This window comes from Roseococcus sp. YIM B11640 (genome assembly GCF_049727625.1).
In the GTDB taxonomy this organism is placed as follows: Bacteria; Pseudomonadota; Alphaproteobacteria; order Acetobacterales; family Acetobacteraceae; genus Roseococcus.
The window spans coordinates 55,700-73,123 of record NZ_JBBJOZ010000003.1 but is presented as its reverse complement, the minus strand read 5'-3'; the positions used below and the strand labels follow the sequence as shown (position 1 = coordinate 73,123).

Annotated in this window: 15 protein-coding genes; 8 read left to right on the top strand and 7 right to left on the bottom strand. The window is 69.0% G+C overall.

Translation table 11 applies throughout. The features are described from left to right. The first annotated feature begins 34 nt into the window (after positions 1–34). Complete coding sequence (locus WJM96_RS14250; RefSeq protein WP_424813182.1) at positions 35–958, top strand: TauD/TfdA dioxygenase family protein; 924 nt, start codon at positions 35–37, stop codon at positions 956–958. Between the two features lie 34 nt (positions 959–992). On the opposite strand, the gene WJM96_RS14245 is transcribed toward WJM96_RS14250, so the two are convergent. Next, positions 993–1,817 (bottom strand): sulfurtransferase, encoded by an 825-nt coding sequence (locus tag WJM96_RS14245; RefSeq protein ID WP_424813181.1) that lies wholly within the window; start codon positions 1,815–1,817, stop codon positions 993–995. A 189-nt stretch (positions 1,818–2,006) separates the two neighbouring features. Here WJM96_RS14245 and WJM96_RS14240 point away from each other — a divergent pair, with 189 nt between their 5' ends. Continuing rightward, the gene (locus WJM96_RS14240; protein WP_424813180.1) at positions 2,007–2,975 is read left to right on the top strand and encodes a Bug family tripartite tricarboxylate transporter substrate binding protein; all 969 of its coding nucleotides are present in this window, start codon (positions 2,007–2,009) and stop codon (positions 2,973–2,975) included. A 222-nt stretch (positions 2,976–3,197) separates the two neighbouring features. Here the strand turns inward: WJM96_RS14240 and WJM96_RS14235 are convergent, their stop codons facing one another. Next, on the bottom strand, positions 3,198–6,152 hold the full coding sequence (locus tag WJM96_RS14235; protein WP_424813179.1) for a response regulator: 2,955 nt from the start codon (positions 6,150–6,152) through the stop codon (positions 3,198–3,200). A 152-nt stretch (positions 6,153–6,304) separates the two neighbouring features. Here WJM96_RS14235 and WJM96_RS14230 point away from each other — a divergent pair, with 152 nt between their 5' ends. The 3 genes from WJM96_RS14230 to WJM96_RS14220 are packed head-to-tail and all read left to right on the top strand — an operon-like array spanning position 6,305 to position 11,295. After that, positions 6,305–7,318: a chemotaxis protein CheB gene (locus WJM96_RS14230; protein ID WP_424813178.1), complete on the top strand. Its 1,014-nt coding sequence runs from the start codon at positions 6,305–6,307 to the stop codon at positions 7,316–7,318. A 51-nt stretch (positions 7,319–7,369) separates the two neighbouring features. Continuing rightward, positions 7,370–10,906 carry a CheR family methyltransferase gene (locus WJM96_RS14225; protein ID WP_424813177.1) on the top strand — a complete coding sequence of 1,179 codons (3,537 nt, stop codon included), beginning with the start codon at positions 7,370–7,372 and terminating at the stop codon, positions 10,904–10,906. After that, positions 10,903–11,295 (top strand): response regulator, encoded by a 393-nt coding sequence (locus tag WJM96_RS14220; protein WP_424813176.1) that lies wholly within the window; start codon positions 10,903–10,905, stop codon positions 11,293–11,295. The genes WJM96_RS14225 and WJM96_RS14220 overlap by 4 nt, the downstream gene beginning before the upstream one ends. On the opposite strand, the gene WJM96_RS14215 is transcribed toward WJM96_RS14220, so the two are convergent. Next, positions 11,280–11,732, bottom strand: coding sequence for a response regulator (locus tag WJM96_RS14215; protein WP_424813175.1), 453 nt, complete (start codon positions 11,730–11,732; stop codon positions 11,280–11,282). The two genes, WJM96_RS14220 and WJM96_RS14215, sit on opposite strands and share 16 nt — an antisense overlap. Before the next feature lie 89 nt (positions 11,733–11,821). Between WJM96_RS14215 and WJM96_RS14210 the strand changes: the two genes are divergently transcribed. After that, complete coding sequence (locus WJM96_RS14210) at positions 11,822–12,565, top strand: Crp/Fnr family transcriptional regulator (protein WP_424813174.1); 744 nt, start codon at positions 11,822–11,824, stop codon at positions 12,563–12,565. Then, on the top strand, positions 12,552–13,520 hold the full coding sequence (locus WJM96_RS14205; protein WP_424813173.1) for an HWE histidine kinase domain-containing protein: 969 nt from the start codon (positions 12,552–12,554) through the stop codon (positions 13,518–13,520). The genes WJM96_RS14210 and WJM96_RS14205 overlap by 14 nt, the downstream gene beginning before the upstream one ends. Positions 13,521–13,545: 25 nt before the next feature. On the opposite strand, the gene WJM96_RS14200 is transcribed toward WJM96_RS14205, so the two are convergent. Continuing rightward, positions 13,546–14,487: an NAD(P)/FAD-dependent oxidoreductase gene (locus WJM96_RS14200; protein WP_424813172.1), complete on the bottom strand. Its 942-nt coding sequence runs from the start codon at positions 14,485–14,487 to the stop codon at positions 13,546–13,548. A 139-nt stretch (positions 14,488–14,626) separates the two neighbouring features. Between WJM96_RS14200 and WJM96_RS14195 the strand changes: the two genes are divergently transcribed. Next, entirely contained in the window at positions 14,627–15,283 is a 657-nt protein-coding gene (locus tag WJM96_RS14195; protein ID WP_424813171.1) for a Crp/Fnr family transcriptional regulator, read from the top strand. 13 nt (positions 15,284–15,296) lie between these two features. On the opposite strand, the gene WJM96_RS14190 is transcribed toward WJM96_RS14195, so the two are convergent. The 3 genes from WJM96_RS14190 to WJM96_RS14180 are packed head-to-tail and all read right to left on the bottom strand — an operon-like array spanning position 15,297 to position 17,337. Then, positions 15,297–16,211, bottom strand: a complete 915-nt coding sequence (locus WJM96_RS14190) for a DUF3618 domain-containing protein (protein WP_424813170.1) — start codon at positions 16,209–16,211, stop codon at positions 15,297–15,299. Next, the gene (locus tag WJM96_RS14185; protein WP_424813169.1) at positions 16,208–16,603 is read right to left on the bottom strand and encodes a phage holin family protein; all 396 of its coding nucleotides are present in this window, start codon (positions 16,601–16,603) and stop codon (positions 16,208–16,210) included. Before WJM96_RS14185 ends, WJM96_RS14190 begins: the two co-directional genes overlap by 4 nt. After that, the gene (locus WJM96_RS14180) at positions 16,600–17,337 is read right to left on the bottom strand and encodes a hypothetical protein (RefSeq protein ID WP_424813168.1); all 738 of its coding nucleotides are present in this window, start codon (positions 17,335–17,337) and stop codon (positions 16,600–16,602) included. The genes WJM96_RS14185 and WJM96_RS14180 overlap by 4 nt, the downstream gene beginning before the upstream one ends. Positions 17,338–17,424: the final 87 nt, after the last annotated feature.

Here is a 17,424-nt window from a genome sequence, read left to right as displayed (position 1 = left end):
ACCTCCTACCACCTCCCACGAAAGGACCACCGACATGAGTGCCTCGACCATTCTCCCCGACAAGCCTTCCGCCGCGCCGCTGGCCGATCCGCAGCGCGTGCTCGATGTCGCGCCCTGGCTGCGCGGGCCCGAGCAGGTCGGCGACGTGCGGCTGATCCCCTACAGCCCCATCCTCGGCGCGCGCGTGGAAGGCTTCCGCACTGCGCATCTGGGCGACACGGCCGTGCGCCAGTTCCTCTACGACCAGCTGCTCTCGCGCGGCTTCCTCGTCTTCGCGCCCGGCAGCTTCGACGCCGCGGATTTCGTGGACGTCGTCCGGCTCTTCGGCAACCCGCAATACATGGGCACGCCGCACACGCCGAAGTCGCAGGTCAACAAGGCGATGAACACCATCGACTCCAAGACCAAGAAGACGCGCGCGAACTACATCTGGCACATCGACCAGGCCTTCCAGCCGGAGCCCACGCGCTTCACCGCGCTCTACGGCGAGGTGGTGCCGGACAATGGCGGCGACACTATCTTCGCCAATGCCGCAGCGGCCTATGACCTCCTGGACCCGCTTCTCGCCGCCTGGCTGGAGACGCTGACCGCCGTGCAGTCTTTCGACGCCCAGGGCTTTCTGACCTACGCCTACGGCCATGATCCGGAGCTGCTGGCGAAGAAGCGCGCCGAGAACCCGCCGATCGAGACCCCCGTGATCAAGACGCATCCGGAGACGGGGCGGAAGCAGATCTTCGTCAACGAGCTCTACGCGACGCGGATCGTCGGTCTCACGCCCGTGGCGAGCCAGGCGGTGTTGAACCTGCTCTTTGACGTGATCAAGTCGCCGGAGATCCAGACGCGCTTCCGCTGGGAGCAGGGCTCGGCGCTGATCTGGGACAACCGGCTGGTGCAGCATCGCGGCGTCGGCGATTTCGGCACGCAGCACCGGCTGCTGCATCGCGCCGTTGTGGCCTGATCCTGTGGGGAGCCCGCAGGGCTCCCCCTTCGCGTCACGCCTCGACGGGGCGCGACTTGTCGGAAATCCATTCCGACCAGGCGCCGGGATAGAGCGCGGCCTCGACGCCGATCTCGTCCAGCGCAGCGATGAGCAGCGTCGACGCGACCCCGCCGCCGCAATACACCGCGACGGGACCATCCAGCGCGATGCCCTGCTCCGCCGCCACGGCGCGCAACTGCTCGGCTGGCAGCGGCGTGCCGGCGGCGTCTATCACCGCCGAAGTCGGCAGGCTACGGGCTCCGGGGATATGTGCCTTGCCCTCTCCGGAGAAGTCGGTACGGGGCCGTGCGTCGATCAGCACGCCGCGCTGCGCCGTATCCCGCACCTCGTCGGCCTCGATCTTCGGCAGGTGGCCGGCGCTGAGTGTCGCGGTCCCGGGCACGACCGGCGCAGAGGGACCGACCTCCACCGGCAGGCGCGCTTGCTTCCAGGCCGCCAGCCCACCCTCAAGGATGCGGACATTCGTGAGGCCTGCCCAGCGGAGCACCCACCAGGCGCGGCCGGCGGGGCCGCCCGAGGTGTCGTCATAGACGATGATGTCGCTGTGAGGGCCGATGCCCCAGGCGCGTACGCTTTCCTGCAGCTGAGCGAGATCCGGGAGAGGATTGCTGCCGCGCCCCTTCACCGCGGTATCGGCGAGTTGCAGAGGCAGGTCCACGAAGAGCGCACCGGGAATGTGGCCATCCAGGTAGCGCGTGATCTGCGCGCCCTTCCCTGGATCGAAGCGCAGGTCGAGCAGGATGAGCGGAACGGCCGCCTGCTTCGCCGCGGCGAGCTCGGCGACGGCGATGAAGTTGCTTCGAGGCGAGAGAGACACGTGAGGCTCCTGATTAATATGCGGAATTCATAATTCACTATTTCTTATCGCTATAACAGACATCAAGCCATGCACAGCGAGCAAGGCACCAAAGCGTGGCTCCAGACAGGCAGCGCCGATCATCCGGGCATAAATCACTATCATTAAAAGTTCTTTATTGTTATTGATCGCCAAATTTGAGGAACTCTGATGCGCCGCCACGTGCTGTCCCGCCGCCAGCTGTCACTCCTGCCGCTTTCGGGCCTCGTCTGCCCATCGGCCGCCCGCGCCTCCGCTTGGCCGGTCCGACCGCTACGGGCGGTGATTCCATGGCCTCCGGGCGGGCAGGTGGACAAGTACGGCCGGCCGCTGGCCGAGGCCCTGGCGCAGGCACTCGGCCAGCCGGTCGTGGTGGAGAACCGCGGCGGCGCCGGCGGGATCATCGGCACGGAATATGTCAGCCGCGCTCCGGCCGACGGCTACACGCTGCTGCTCAACAACAACATCGGCTTCATCGGCAATGCGGCGGCCAATCCTTCGGCCCTGCGCTTCGATCCGATCCGCGACTTCGCCCCCATCGGCATCTTCCACGAGAGCGCCGGCGTTTTCCTGGCGCATCCCTCGCTCGGCATCACGACCTTCGAGGAATTCCTCGCCGCCGTCCGGGCCAGCCGGCAGGCCGTGCCCTACGCCTCTTCCGGCGGCGGCGCGGCCGGCACGCTGGCGTCGTATGCGCTCCAGCGGAAATACGGGCTGGATCTGTTGGAAGTCGTCTATCAGGGCGGCGGCCCGCGTCTCACCGCGCTGCTCTCGGGGGAGGTGAAGTTCGCGATGTTCGACATCTCGCTGGTGCGCGAGTACGTGGCCGCCGGTCAGATGCGCCCCTTCCTCAGCGTCGGCCGCCGCCGCCAGCAGGTCTGGCCGGAAATCCCGAGCTTCGGCGACATCGGGCTCACCGATTTCGACTACGGCAATTGGCAGGCACTGCTGGTGCCCGCCGGTGTTTCCGAGCCGATTCAGGCGAAGCTGCGCGAAGCGCTGGACCGTGCGAGACGCAGCCCGCTTTTCGAACGCGCATCCGATGACGGCGAGATCATCTTCGAGACGGGCGAAGCGGCCAGCGAACGTATTCGGCGCTCCTACGAGGAACGGCTCCGGCTCCCGGCGCCCCCCGCCTGAGAGTCGCCGTCTTCCTGCCGGTCGGACGGATCGCATGGCGCCGCTGATGGCTCGATGTCGTCAGGACACGGTCATCGCTGAGACCACCGCTTCGCTCCCACACGGCATCCGGAACGCCCGGCGCTCCCGTATCCCCAGGGATATTCCCATGAGTTATGAGACCCTGACGCTGCCCTTCGAGAGGGGGTTCGCCCGCCTGACGGCGCCCTCCCCTCGCCCCCGTCAGCCGGTCAGCGCCGCGATGGCCCTGACCACCTCGCGAAGCTCCACGGGCTTCTGGAGCCGAACGACTCCCTCGAACTCAGCCGGGATGTCGCGCGCCTCGTAGCCCGTGACGAAGAGGAAGGGGGTTCCCGCCGCCTGCAGCGCGCGTGCCGTCCTGAAGGAGGGACCGCTGCCGAGGTTGATGTCGACCACCGCCGCGCTCGGCCGTTCCTGCCCGATCGCGTCCATGGCGGCCGCCTCGTTGGGGAAGGGTCCCACCACCTTCGCGCCGGCACCCAGCAGAGCGCCTGCGGTGTCCTCCGCCAAATAGAAATCATCCTCCAGGACGAGCACTGTCCGGCCCTCGAGGCTGGGCTCCGCAGTCATGTCGATCGATCCTCCGAAAACCCGGCTTCGTGCCGGTGCGTCCGTTTCCAGGATGCTGTCGCCTCCCTTGAGCGGAAACTCAATACGCGCCTGGACTCCATCCCGGCGGATCTCGATGTCGCCACGGCCGCCCAGCTCATAGGGCACGCGCCGCTCGATGAGCTGCCGGCCGAACCCTTGCCGGAGCGGAGGCGTCCAGCCCGGCTCGGCGGGCCGTGCCTCGGACCAGTCCAGCCGGAGCAGCTGCCGCTCCCCGGACGGGATCACCTTCCATTCGACCGAGATGCTGCCGCCCTTCGGCGAGAGCGCCCCGTATTTCAGGGCGTTGGTGGCGAGCTCATGAACCGCCAGGCAAAGCACCTCGGCGGCCTTGGGCGAGACGAGGACGGTCGGCCCCTCCAGCGTGTACTGGCCCGCGTGCTGCGCCTGAGCCTCCAGCTCCTCGCGGACCAGCACGCCCACATCGACGCCGACGTTCAAGGTCCGGGTGAGAAGAGTTTGCGTGCGCGACAACGCCAGCAGGCGGCCCGTCATGAGCCTCGCGTATTCCTCGACATCGGAAGCCGAGTCAGCCGTGCGGGTGGTGACGGACCGGATCATGGCCATGATGTTGCGGACGCGATGCTGCAGCTCGGCCAACAGGACGCCTTGATGGGCGGCGGCGAGCTTCGCGTCGGTGATGTCCTGCACGATCGCACCGATGCGGTGAGGGCGCGCCTCGCTGTTGCGGAGCGGGAAGCCGGTACTCCTGATCCATCGGAAGGCCAGGTCGGAGCGCCGCTGGATCCGGTACTCCTGCGTGACGACCTCGCCCTGGCTGACTCGCACGACGTTGCGCGCGACGGCGTCGCGATCCTCCGGGACGACGATGGCGCCGAGCAGCCGCTGGTCCCGGAGCAGCTCGGGGATCCCGATGCCGTAGATCGTTTCCACGGCCGGGTTCACGAAGAGGAAGTCGAAGCTGTCGGCATCGCGGATCCAGAGCGCATCCGAGGAGGATGCCGCGAACTGGCGGAAGCGCTCCTCGCTCTCGCGCAGCCGCTCCTCGCTTTGCCGCAGCGCCTCGCTCTCCCGGACCGCCTCCGCGACCCGGCGGCGCAGCCGGGCCACCGCCAGGCTGGCCTCCAGGCGCGCCAGCAGTTCCTGCGCCGCGAAGGGCTTCACCAGATAATCGTCGGCCCCGGCTTCCAGGCCTTCCAGCTTGGCCTCCTCGCCGGCGCGGGTCGAGAGCAGCACGACCGGAATATCCAGCAGCTCCGGGCCGCCGCGACGGATGGCCTTGAGCAAGGCGATCCCGTCCATCCGCGGCAAGATGACATCGGCCAGCACCAGGTCTGGCCGATGTGACTGGACGGCTTCCAGCGCGGCTTCCCCGTCATCCGCCGTCACCACCTCGTAGCGCCGCTCCAGGATCCGGCGCACGTAGTCGCGCATGTCCGCATTGTCCCCGACCGACAGCACGCGGGGGCGCCGCTCGGCGGGCGGCTGCGGCACGACCGGCGGCCGCTCCTCGTCCGCCAGCCGGCGCCGGGCTTTCTGGACGAACGCATCGGCCGGCGCGGCGGCGCGACGGCTTTCCTCCTCATCGGCATGGGCGGCGGACAGGGCCGTCGCCACCTGCCGCGCGAGAAGGCCGAGGAAGGTCCGGTAGCTGCCGTCGAAGACCAGCCTGGGGCTGAGGCCGGCGACAAGGAACCCGGCCAGTCCGGCTCGTCCCGGAGGGGCCAGGGGCAACATCACGGCGCCTCGCGCCGGTTCGGGCCACGGGCCCGGAAGCCCCCCGGCCGCTCCCGCCGGCAACTCGCGGACGATGACCATTCCGCCCTGCGCCAGGACCTCGCTGAAGGGCCATGGCTCCGCGGCGCGGAGGTCGATCTGCGCGGGGCCGAGGGGCGAGCCTTCCCCGAGCCCGGTGCGGGCCGCGAGGCGGGCGCGGCGCTGCGGTTCGTCGAGCAGGTAGAGCAGCGTGAAGGGAAGGTCGCGGGGAATGCCGGCGAGCACCCCCGCGATCGCCGCGCAGGCCTGCCCGGCCGTCTGCGGCGCGGCGGTCGCCTCGTTGAGAGCCCCGAGCGCGGCCAGGCGCCGTTCGCCGAGAACGCGGGGCGTCTCTTCGGTGCAGGCGCAGAACAAGCCCGCGGTCGCCCCGCTCTCATCGCGGATGGGGCTGCAGGAAAAGGTCATGTAGACCTCCTCCGCGAAGCCGTTCCGCGTCATGACCATTTCGAGGCGCTCGCTCCAGGTGGAGACCCCTTGGTTCATCACGGCATCGGCCAGCGGGCCCATGAGGGGCCAGGCTTCCGCCCAGCAGATCGACGCGGGCTGGCCGAGCCCCGAGGGATGCCGCTCGCCAAGCACCGGCAGGCAGGCATCGTTGTAGAACTGGATGAGCTCCCGCCCCCACCAGACCAGCATGGGAAAGCGCGAGGTCAGCATGATCTCGACGGCAGATCGGAGGCTCTGCGGCCATTCCGACGCGGGGCCGAGGGGCGTGGCCGACCAGTCGGAGGACGAGATGCGCGAACGCATCTCTCCGCCCGTCAGCAGATCGAGATGCTCGCCCCCGGTCTCGGCCCTTTCAGCAGGCATCGGCCCTCCCTGGCCATCAGGCGCCGTAAGGTAATCCGGGTCGGGCTGCCAGGGTAACATCGCCGGGCCGGACCGGGCAGGCGCAATGCACGGCAACCCTTTGGCCGCGGGGTCCGTTGGACCATTGGCCATTCCGGCCGGCGGATCGCGACATGGCACTCAAGGACATTGTCGCCATCGGCGGCTCACTCGGCAGCAGTTCCGTGATCAAGCGGATCCTGGGCGAGCTGCCCTCGGATTTCCCGGCAGCCGTCCTCATCGCGACCCACATGCCTGGTTCGGGCGCCGGCTACCTCGCAGAGGCCTTGGCCGGCCACAGCGCCCTCCCCGTCTGCGAGGCCGTGGACGGACAGCCGATCGAGCACGGGCACGTCTACGTCGCCGCGCCAGATCGCCATCTCCTCCTCGCCGGGGGAACGATCCTGCTCGGCACCGGCCCGCGGGAGAACATGGCGCGTCCCGCCATCGACGCGCTCTTCCGCTCCGCCGCGCTGAACTTCGGCCCGCGCGTGGTCGGGCTGGTGCTGAGCGGCCTGCTGAACGACGGCGCCTCCGGCCTGCATGCGATCAAGGCGATGGGCGGAACCACCATCGTCCAGCATCCGCTGGATTCCGAGGCCAGCGAGATGCCGGCCGCGGCGCTGCAGGTGGTCGATGCCGACCATGTCGGCCGCATCGCGGAGTTGTCCGGACTGCTGCGCCAGTCGGCCGGACAGGAGGCGGGCCCCGCCCCATCCCCCACGCCCGAGCTGGAGCTGGAGGTGTCGATCGCCGCGGGCCGCCGGCTGGGCTCTGTCGAGCTCCGCCGCCTGGCCGATCCGGTCCCGCTGGTCTGCCCGCATTGCCAGGGGGTGCTCTCCCAGATCAAGGACAGCAAGCCGCTTCGGTTCCGGTGCCAGATCGGCCATGCCTTCACAGCGGAGGCCGTGATGGCCTCGGCCGAATCCGGCGTCGGCGAGGCACTGCGGATCGCGATGCGGCTGATGGAGGAGCGGGCCGAGCTCGTCTCCCGCATGGCGCGCGACGCCCGTGAATCGGGCCGGCCTGCCGTGGCGGAACTCTACGAGGCCCGCTTCGCCGAATACTCCAGCTATGCCGCCACTTTGCGCCGGGCGGCGACCGTCGATCTGATCGCCACCCGGGGGGACGATGCCAGGGAGATTTAACCGGTGGCTCCGGAGGCCTTATGGTGCAAGCCGCTGTCGAGGAGTGCTTCCGTGGACGATGAGGCGAACGCCGTAAAGCCGATCGCGGTGGCGGGACTCGGGGCCTTTGCCGCCACCTTCCAGTCTCTGATCGCGCTCTTCGCCGTCATGCCGCGCGACACCGGCGCGGCCTTCGTCATCGTCTCCGAGTCCCGCGAGGCCGTGGACGTCGAGGCGCTCGTCCAGAACCTGAACATGGGCCCTGGCCCGCCCGCACAGATCGCGAAGGACGGCCGGAAGCTCGAGGCCGACATGATCTACGTCGCCCCCATCGGCCCGGCCGTCACCTTCGAGGACGGCTATTTGCGCCTGGCCGAGCCGCAGCAGAAGCCAGGCCATCGCGGCACCATCGACACCTTCCTGATCTCGCTGGCCGAGCAGCAGCGCGAATGCGCCGTCGCCGTGATCCTGAAGGCCACGCCGGAGGCGGGCGCCATCGGCGTGGCGCGCATGAAGGCCTGCGGCGGCCTGATCCTGGCGGAGGCGGAACCCGGGCAGGAATACGCCGAGACGGCCGAACCGGCGGGTCCGGCGGGGATGGCCGATATCCACGCCGAGCTGGGCGACATTCCCCGCCATGTGGCGGCCCATATCGGCCACTTGCGCGAGCTCGACATCGCGCGCGAGACGGCGCGGGTCATCAAGGACGGCGAGAGCCGGCTGCCGGCCGTCTCCACCATCCTGCGGAACCGGACGGGGCACGACTTCCACGGCTACAAGCCGAACACCTTCCTGCGGCGCATCCAGCGGCGCATGCATGTGCTGCGGGTAGACGAGCTGGATACCTATGTCGCGCGCCTCCGCAGCGACCCGGAGGAGGCCCAGGAACTCTTCCAGGATCTGTTGATCGGCGTCACCCAGTTCTTCCGCGACCCGGCCGAGTTCGGGATCCTGGAGCGCGAGGTGATCCCCGAGCTCCTCGCCGGCAAGACGACGGCCGATACCCTCCGCGTCTGGGTGCTGGGCTGCGCGACCGGCGAGGAGGCCTATTCCCTCGCCATGCTGCTGCGCGAGGCCATGGCCCGGATCGACACGCCGCCGCATGTGCAGATCTTCGCCACGGATATCGACGCCCGCGCCCTCGCGGTCGCGCGCAACGGCCGTTATCCCCAGTCGATCGATAAGGACGTCTCGCCGGAGCGGCTGGCCCGCTGGTTCACGAAGGAAGGCGGCACCTACGCCATCCACAAGGATCTGCGGGAGATGTGCATCTTCTCCGCGCACAACGTCATCAAGGACGCGCCCTTCTCCCGCATCAACCTCATCTCCTGCCGCAACCTGCTGATCTACCTCAACGGCGACCTGCAGGACCGGGTGATCCCGCTCTTCCACTTCTCGCTGCGCCCGGGCGGCTTCCTCTTCCTCGGCCCGTCCGAGAACGTCACGCGGCACCCCAAGCTGTTCCAGCCGCTGGACCGCAAGTACCGGATCTTCCGGCGGCTGCAGACGGCGGTCCGGATCCTCCCGGAATTTCCGCTTTCCACCCGCGTCGAGGCCAGGCGTGCGCATGACATGCCGTCCCCCGCGCCCGCCCTTCCGAACGGGTCGCTCGGCAAGCGGGCCGAGCGGCTGGTGGAGCGCTACGCGCCCGCCTATGTCGTCTGCGATTCCGAATACCAGGTGCTGAACTTCTCCGGCCGGACCGGGCCCTTCCTGGACCCCAGCACCGGCGTGGCCAACCTCAACCTGCTCAACCTGGTCCACCGCGACCTGCGGCTCGACCTGCGCGCGGCGCTGCTGCGCGTGGCCGCGGAACGCAAGCCGGCGCGGGTCGCCCCGCTGCGGATGGGGCTGGAGGAGGAGGCGCGCCGCATCGGCCTGACCGTGGAGCCGCTGACCGATTCCGCGCAGGAGCCGATCAACTTCGTGGTGCTGTTCCACGACTACGGCCCGGAGAGCGGCAACGACGCCGACGACACGGCCCGCGACCCCGCCATCCTGCGGGACGAGCATGTGGTGCGGCTGGAAGGCGAGCTCCGCGTCACCAAGGACCGGCTGCAGGCGACCATAGAGGAGCTAGAGAGCACCAACGAGGAGCTGAAATCCTCCAACGAGGAATACCAGTCGATCAACGAGGAGATGCAGTCCGCCAACGAGGAGCTGGAGACCTCCAAGGAGGAGCTTCAATCGGTCAACGAGGAGCTGCAGACGGTGAATGGAGAGCTCGCGCATCGCGTCGGGGAGTTGGCCAAAGCCAACAGCGACCTCAAGAACCTGCTGGAATCCACGCAGATCGCCACCCTCTTCCTGGATAACGACCTGCGGGTGAAGAGCTTCACGCCCAGCATGGCCGAGGTCTTCCACCTCATCGACAACGATGTCGGCCGGCCGATCACGCATATCGCGGCGCGAGTTCCCTATCCCGAGATGGCCGACGACCTGCGGCGCGTGCTCCGCACGCTCACGACCACCGAACGCGAGATCGGCGCCGAAGGGGGAAGCCGCTACCTGGTGCGCGTGCTGCCTTACCGCAGCGTGGACAATTTCATCGCCGGCGCCGTCCTGACCTTTCTCGACATCACCACCACCACCCGGGCGCAGGCGGCGCTGCGCGCCTCGGAGGAACGGGCGCGGTTCGCCACCTCGGCCGCCCGCATCGTGACCTGGGAACTCGTGCTGGCTTCACGCAACTTCACCCATTCGGAAGGCTTCGAGAGGATCTTCGGCTTTCCCGCCCCGCCGACGCTCGCCTCGCTGCTGGCTTTCGTCCATCCCGAGGACCGCGATGGACTGGCCACCGCCTTCGAGCGCGCCATGGGATCCGAGGGGACACTGGACGCGGAAGCGCGCATCGTGGCCCACGGCAGGGAGCTCTGGGTCCGGTTCAGCGGCGGAAAGACAGGCGAGCACCTGCTCGGCGTCTTCCAGGACGTGGACGACCGGCGCCGGGCGCAGGGGCAGCAGTACCTCCTGATGGCGGAACTGCAGCATCGCGTGAAGAACATCCTGGCCGTGGTGCGCTCCATCACGCGCCGGTCGCTGGATGGGGCGGACAACCTCGAGGATCTGCGCCAGCAGCTCGGGGGGCGGATCGACGCCCTCGCGCGGACGCAGGGCGTGCTCGCCAATCGCGGAGTGGAGGGCGTGCGGCTGGACGAGCTGGTGCGGGACGAGCTCGCCGCCAGCGGCGAGACCGACGGGACTTCGGCGGTCATCGATGGCCCGGCGGTTCTGCTGAAGGACAAGGCCGCGGAGACCTTCGCGCTGGCGCTTCACGAACTGACGACCAATGCGGTGAAGCACGGCGCCCTATCTGCCCGGCGTGGCCGGCTTTCGGTGCGCTGGTCGATCCTGAACACCGAAGAGGCGCCGCGGCTGACGCTCGAATGGCTCGAGCAGGGCGTCGTCATGCCCGCCTCGCCGTCGCCCCGCAGCGGTTTCGGCCGGCGGCTCATCGAGCGCGGGCTTCCCTACGATCTCGGCGCCTCCACCCAGTTCGAGTTCCGTCCGGACGGCGTGCGCTGCGTCGTGGAACTGCCGATCGGCCCCCGCGTTATACCTGTGGAAACACCTCAGGAGCGGAACATGTCCGAGAAGCCGCCCCCATGAGCTGGGGCCAGGAACCGCCGACGCCCCTGGTGGGCCGGAAGGTGCTGGTCGTCGAGGACCAATACCTGCTCGCCGACGACATCTGTTCCGTCGTGAAACGGCTGGGCGGCGAGATCCTGGGACCTGTCTCGCGCGTCGAGGACGCCATGGCCGCGCTCCGCACCCAGCCGCTGGACTTCGCCTTGCTGGATGTAAATCTCGAGGGCGAAATGGTCTATCCGGTGGCCGCCGCCCTCCAGGACATCGGCGTCCCCTTCGTGTTCACGAGCGGATATGACGCGGCCGTGATCGATCCGCGTTTCGAGACGGTGCCGCATCTGGCCAAGCCGGTCGGGCAAGGGCAGCTGACGGAGGCGATCCGGCGGATCCTCGATCAGCCGGCGCGCTGACCTCCCGGGGTCCCGCCCCGGAATGGCCGTCGGCGGCGGCCGTATCTTATCAGTTCGGGAAGGTTGAGCGCGAGCGTGCCGGCGTCGAACGGCTTTTCGACGCGGGCAAGGTTCAGGAAACGGCCCGGCACGGCCGAGAGGTCGTAACCTGTGGCCAGGACGACGTCGACGCCGCTGTCCAGCAGGATATCCGCCAGGGGATAGGCCATCTCCCCGCCCAGGTTGATGTCCAGCAAGGCGACGTCGATGCGCCCGCCGGCCACCAGCATCAGCAACCCATCCTCGTAGGTCGCGGCCGGACCCACAACCTCGGCACCGTAGTCCCGCAGGGCGCAGGACAGGTCGTCGGCCTGGAAGAAATCATCCTCGACGACCAGCACCCTGCAACCCTCCAGGCGGCGCGGACGCTTCAATTTCGGGGCCAGGTCTGCGATCATTCGGGCAACCTAGGTCGGGCTTAAAGTGGGACCTGATAACATCCGTTAGCTCTGGATAACGCCTCCATGGTCCATAAGGTGGCATGCAAATGGCCCGCAATCCATTGACGCGTAAGCTGCAGAACTTCACCCGGTTCACGGATGCTGAGGAAGAAGAGCTTCTGCGGCTGGTCGCTGAGCGGCAGATCGCCCGGGGCCCCCGCGAAGAGCTGGTTTCGCAGGGAAAGGCGCCGGACCGGCTCTATGTCGTGCTCCAGGGCTGGGCTTGCCACTACAAGGACCTTCCCAATGGACGGCGGCAGATCACGGCGATCTGCCTGCCGGGCGATCTCTGCCTCGACCGGGTTTCGGTGCTGCGGCGGATGAGTCATTCCGTGGGAAGCCTCTCAGCCGTGACGCTGGGCCAGTTGAACCCGGCCGCGCTCGAGAGCCTGTCGGCGACCTATCCCCGCATTTCGCAGGCGCTGGCCTGGCAGTCGGAGGTTCAGGCGTCCATCCAGCGCGAATGGGTGGTGAATCTGGGCCAGCGCGGCGCTTCCGAGCGGGTGGCCCACCTGCTCTGCGAGATCCACCTGCGCCTCCAGCTGGTGGATCTGGCCGAGGAGAGCGGCTGCGAGATGCCCCTCACCCAGGCCGACCTGGCGGAGACCATGGGATTGTCCGCGGTGCACGTGAACCGCGTGCTGCAGGAGCTGCGCAATGCCGGCCTCATCGTGCTGCGGGGCCGCTCCCTCCTGATCCCGAATCTGGCAGCGCTTCGCGAGACGGCCATGTTCGATCCGGGCTATCTTCATGCAGGCCGGGAGGGCCAGCATCTCGATGCCAACGCGTGAGCCGGGCCCGCCCGTCGAAGGAATTCCTCAGCTCGTCTGGCGGACCGATGCGGCCGGTGCCTGGATCTGGACCAGCCCGCAATGGAGCGACTACACCGGCCTCTCGCCACAGGAGAGCCTTGGCGAGGGCTGGCTGGCCGCCCTGCATCCCGAGGACCGGCAGGCCGCGCTGGGCGAGTGGCGGCGCGCGCAAGAGGACGGGGCGCTGAATTTCAGCCACCGCCTCTTCGAGGCGGAAACCATGTGCTATCGCCGCTTTCAGGCCCATGCGACGCCCCTGCGCGATCCGGAAAACCGGATCCTCGAATGGCTGGGCAGCTCGGTCGAGATCGAGGATCTCCGGCCCACGGAGCAGCTGGAGCGGCCTGCCCTTCTGGAGTTGCGCCACCGGATGCGCAACACGCTCAGCGTGATCCGTTCCATCGCCCGCCGAACGGCGCGGACCAGCCGCACGCTCGAGGACTACAGCATGCATCTGGAGGGGCGCCTGGACGCCCTGGCGCGGATCCAGTCCGCCCTGATGCGGGATGCCACCTCCGGCCTCGACCTGGCCGAGCTGATCGCCGACGAGCTTCTGGCGCACGCGGCGCGGGAGGGGAACAGGCTGTCCATCCGGGGCCCTGCCGTCCGGATCAAGCCGAGGGCGGCGGAGCTCGTCGGGCTTGCCATTCACGAGCTCGCGACCAATGCCGTGAAGTTCGGCGCTCTCTCGGAACCCGAAGCCCATCTCGCCATCGGCTGGGAACTGGAGGAGGACGCCAGGACGCTCGGCATCACCTGGAAGGAAGGCGGATTGCGGCTGGACGGGCTCCCTGCACAGCGGGGCTTCGGCCTGGAAATCCTGCAGAACACCATGGCCTACGAGCTCAAGGCGGTGACCGAAGTGGCGTTCGAGCCTGACGGCCTGCGTTGCGTGGTGGCCCTGCCGCGCGAGAATGTCTGGCTCGTCGCCTGAACCGCCGCGACGCGGGGACGCCGGATCAGGAGCGTGCCATGCCGTCCAGCGGCAGTTCGCAGTGGTTGTGGATATGCGTGGCGGCGATCGCCGCATGGCCCATCCCCACCACGATCTGGTCCAGGCCCCGCACGATGTCGCCTGCCGCATAGAGCCCCGGGACGCTCGTCATGCCGTGCTCGTTCACGATCAGGGCGCCGGCATCGTCGCAACGCGCGCCCAGGCCCGCAGCCAGCGCGGTGCGGTAGTGCAGGCCGAGCGCCGAGTAGAGCAGGTCGAAGCGTAATTCCGCGCCGCCACCCGTGCGCAGGGCCGCGATGCGGCCTCCCCTGACGTCGAGCCCCGTCACCGCCTCCTCCACGAGGCGGATCCGATGGCGCCGCGCGAGAGCGAGCTCATCGGCGGTGAGCCGCAGCCTCTGCCCGAGGCTCAGCAGCGAGACGTCGTCCGAATAGGTCCGGGCGATGAAGGCCGCTTCCGCCAAGCCCCGCGCCCCCAGGCCGATGACCGCGATCCGCTGCTCGCGGGATTCGAAGCCGTCGCAGATGGGACAATAGCGGACCAGCCCGCGCCGGACGGCATCTGGCAGGTCGGGCAGGCAGGGCTCGATGTCTCGCGATCCTGTCGCTAGCAGAACGCGCCGCGCGGCCATCCGGCGCTGCCCGCCATCCGGCATGCGCAGTTCGGCCGCCCATCCCTCGCCGTCGCATGTCAGCGACGTCACGGTGGCCGCGAGGGGGCTCACGCCGTAGCGGCAGGCATTCGCGCGGATCCGCGCCAGGATCGCGCCGCCCGGAATGCCTTCGCCGAAGAACGGGATGTTATGGCTCTCCGGGATATAGGCCGCGCGGGACTCGCCGGCATCGATCACGGCGAAGCGGCGCCTGAATCGCGCCAGATAGAGCGCCGCCGTGAGGCCGGCCGGACCTCCGCCGATCACGAGCGCGTCGAGGCCGCCTCCGGTCATGGAACGCTTGCCCCGACCCGGCGTTGGAGAGACGACACCATAGAGAGCCGGCATGTCCGAAGCTTCGAATTCATCACCCGTCTCCCCGCTCGCACAAAGCCTGTCGCGACGGGACAGGCTGAGCCCGCAGGACTGCGAGTTGCTGAAAAGCTTGCCGTTCCGCCTGCGCGAGTACCAGCGCGGAGAGGAGATCATCACCGCGCATTCCTGGCCGCAGGAGAGCTGCCTGATCGTCGAGGGGTTCACGGCTCGCGCCGTCGATCTCGAAGATGGCACGCGCCAGGTCACCGGCGTTCAGGTGCCCGGCGATTTCGTGGACCTCGACGCCCTGCTGCTGCGCCAGATCGATCACAGCGTCGTGGCCCTTTCCGCCTGCACCACGGGCTTCACCCCGCACAAGGATCTCATCCGCGTCACCGAGCAGGCCCCTCACCTCGGCCGCATGCTCTGGCTGGCGACCGTGATCGACGGGGCCATCCAGCGCACCTGGATCGCCAATCTGGGACGGCGATCGCCGGTCGCGCATGTCGCGCATCTGGTCTGCGAGCTATATCTGCGCCTGGAGGCGGCAGGCTGCGCCAGCGGCCACCGGCTCGATTTTCCGATCACCCAGCAACAGCTCGCCGATGTGCTGGGACTCTCCACGGTCCATACGAACCGCACGGTGCAGGAGCTGCGCCGCACGGGCCTGATCACCTGGATGGATGGAACGGTTCATATCCTGAACTTCCACGCATTGACCCGGCTGGCGGCCTTCGATCCGACCTATCTCAGCCTCGCGGCCGTGAGCCGGTGAGCCGGCCCGGCCATCAGCCGGAAGGCCGGTCCCGGGGGGCGTCCCGGCGCTCCTCGCGCTGCGGTTCCAACTGGTCCCTCACCTCGCCCGCCAGGCCGGTGGCGGCATCCTGCGTGGCCTTCGCGGTGGCGCTGAGAGCATCCCCCAGCGCTTCGGTGGCGCCTGAGAGACTGCCCTCCTCCAGGCGGTCCTTCACCTTCTCATAGCCCTCCGCGACGGCGTCCGCCGCGCCCCGCAGATGCTCGCCCGCCGCCGCGCGAACCTGCTCCGCCGTCTCGCTCACGCGCTCCATCGCGGCGTCCGCGGCGTCGCCGAGGAGATCATCCTCCACCTCCGTGCGCGGCAGGGCGGCACCGAGTGCCGCGCCGGCGGCGACTCCGAGCAGGCCGAGCAGCAGCGGTTGCGTCCCCAGCGCGCCCGAGGCCGAGGACCAACCGCCCTTCACGGCGGAACCCACCCGCGCCGTGGCCGAGCCGACGTTCTCGCCCACGCTCTTCACGGCCCACGCGGCGCCGGCGGCGCCCGCCACGGCGCTGCTGGCCAGGCTCGAAGCCGCCTCCGCCACGAACCCTTCTCCCTCGTCCGGGTAAGGCCGCCGCGGCGGCGGCAGGCGAAGAGGATCGCGCTCCTGCTGGGCCGGGCCCGGGGAAGCCTGGGACAGCATCAGCCACCCGATGCCCGCGCCGATCAGCAGGACGGGCAGCGGATTGTCGCGAACGGCGCCGCCCAGATTGCGGGCAAAGGTCATGCCGCCCGTGCCGCGCGCGTATTCGGCCACCCGGTCGATCACCTCGTCCATGATCTGTCCCGGCGCCAGCTTCTCGCGCAGCGCGCCGAGCGTGCCGGAGACCTCGGCCCGGCTGCGTTCGACGTCATCCTCGATATCGGCGGGGGACCTGTTTCCGGGGTCCGTGGACGTGTTGCTCATGGGATCTGTTCCTTCACGACCTCGGCATCGCGCGTGAACTGCGCGGCCGTCCGCTGCGGCACGAGGGTGGCCGATTTCAACTTGCTCATCGCGCCATGCAACGCGACGTAGCCAACGACCGCGACGACCACGCCGACGATGAGCGCGGCGAAGGTCGCCGGCAGCTCGGCATATTCGACGAGCGCGGCCACGGCGGCCTGCAGCAGGATCACGAGGGCCGCCAGCAACAGGATGCCGCCGCCGGCCATGGCGCCGATGGCGGCGCCCGTCGCGGAGACCTTCTCGTTGATCTCGGCGCGAGCGAGCTGCACCTCCTGGCGCATGAGCGTCGTCGCCTGGTCGACAAGATCGCCAAGCAGGTCGGGGACGGAGCGCGGGCTGTCCTGGCTCATAGCGGCGATTCCGATTTCTCGTTCGGGATCGCGCCAGGACGGCCTTCCGCGCCGGTCGGAGCCGGCACCCTGGCCGCTCCGCCGGGCGCGGCCGGCATCTGGCCCGGCTCGGCATCGCCGTCCCGATGCGCGGCGGCACCGCCCAGGCTCGCCGCGGCCATCGTGGCGGGGCGCGGAGCCGCATCACCGTCGCTCCTGATCCAGCCCGGCGCGGATCCGGCCGGGCGATCGGAGGATGCCGCCCGCTTGCCGCCGCCCGCGGAACTGCGGGCGAAGCGCGCCAGCGCAAATCCCGCGATGGCGGCCGCTCCGAAGAACAAGGCGGGCTGGCGGCGCGCGAAATCGGTGACCTCGTCGAAGAGCTCGCCAACGCTCCGTTGCCGCAGCGCGTCGGAAATGCCGTTCAGGGAATCCGCCGCCGCGCGCACGTGACGTGCGATATCCGGCGAGGAATCCTCGAGATCCTCCGCCGCATGACGAATGGCCCGGGCCAAGCCGGATGCCTGTTCCGCTCCTGCCGCCTTGCCCTCCTCCGCCAGATCCTCCGCCCTCGCCTGGGCCTGGCCGAGCAGTTCCGAACCCTCCGCCTTCGCCTTCTCCGCGAGTTTGCCGGTCCCGTCCTTGACCGCATCCGCCGCCTCGGCGGCGCCTTCGCGAAGGCGGCCAGCGATGACGCCCGCCTCTTCCCTGACATCCTCGTCGCGCGATGCCGATGGTTGCGTTCTGTCGCTCATGGCGAGCCTCCGGTGAAATGCAGTCCCCCAGAAACCCGGCAATCAATCACCGGTTCCGATTTTCTCAATAGAATTTCGCTTTTATTT

What these genes read in the sequence shown, in the direction of transcription:
- WJM96_RS14250 (WP_424813182.1), top strand. Translation starts at nt 35, where the DNA reads ATGAGTGCCTCGACCATTCTCCCCGACAAGCCTTCCGCCGCGCCGCTG.
- WJM96_RS14240 (WP_424813180.1), top strand. Translation starts at nt 2,007, where the DNA reads ATGCGCCGCCACGTGCTGTCCCGCCGCCAGCTGTCACTCCTGCCGCTT.
- WJM96_RS14235 (WP_424813179.1), bottom strand. Translation starts at nt 6,152, where the DNA reads ATGCCTGCTGAAAGGGCCGAGACCGGGGGCGAGCATCTCGATCTGCTG.
- WJM96_RS14230 (WP_424813178.1), top strand. Translation starts at nt 6,305, where the DNA reads ATGGCACTCAAGGACATTGTCGCCATCGGCGGCTCACTCGGCAGCAGT.
- WJM96_RS14220 (WP_424813176.1), top strand. Translation starts at nt 10,903, where the DNA reads ATGAGCTGGGGCCAGGAACCGCCGACGCCCCTGGTGGGCCGGAAGGTG.
- WJM96_RS14215 (WP_424813175.1), bottom strand. Translation starts at nt 11,732, where the DNA reads ATGATCGCAGACCTGGCCCCGAAATTGAAGCGTCCGCGCCGCCTGGAG.
- WJM96_RS14210 (WP_424813174.1), top strand. Translation starts at nt 11,822, where the DNA reads ATGGCCCGCAATCCATTGACGCGTAAGCTGCAGAACTTCACCCGGTTC.
- WJM96_RS14205 (WP_424813173.1), top strand. Translation starts at nt 12,552, where the DNA reads ATGCCAACGCGTGAGCCGGGCCCGCCCGTCGAAGGAATTCCTCAGCTC.
- WJM96_RS14200 (WP_424813172.1), bottom strand. Translation starts at nt 14,487, where the DNA reads ATGACCGGAGGCGGCCTCGACGCGCTCGTGATCGGCGGAGGTCCGGCC.
- WJM96_RS14190 (WP_424813170.1), bottom strand. Translation starts at nt 16,211, where the DNA reads ATGAGCAACACGTCCACGGACCCCGGAAACAGGTCCCCCGCCGATATC.
- WJM96_RS14185 (WP_424813169.1), bottom strand. Translation starts at nt 16,603, where the DNA reads ATGAGCCAGGACAGCCCGCGCTCCGTCCCCGACCTGCTTGGCGATCTT.
- WJM96_RS14180 (WP_424813168.1), bottom strand. Translation starts at nt 17,337, where the DNA reads ATGAGCGACAGAACGCAACCATCGGCATCGCGCGACGAGGATGTCAGG.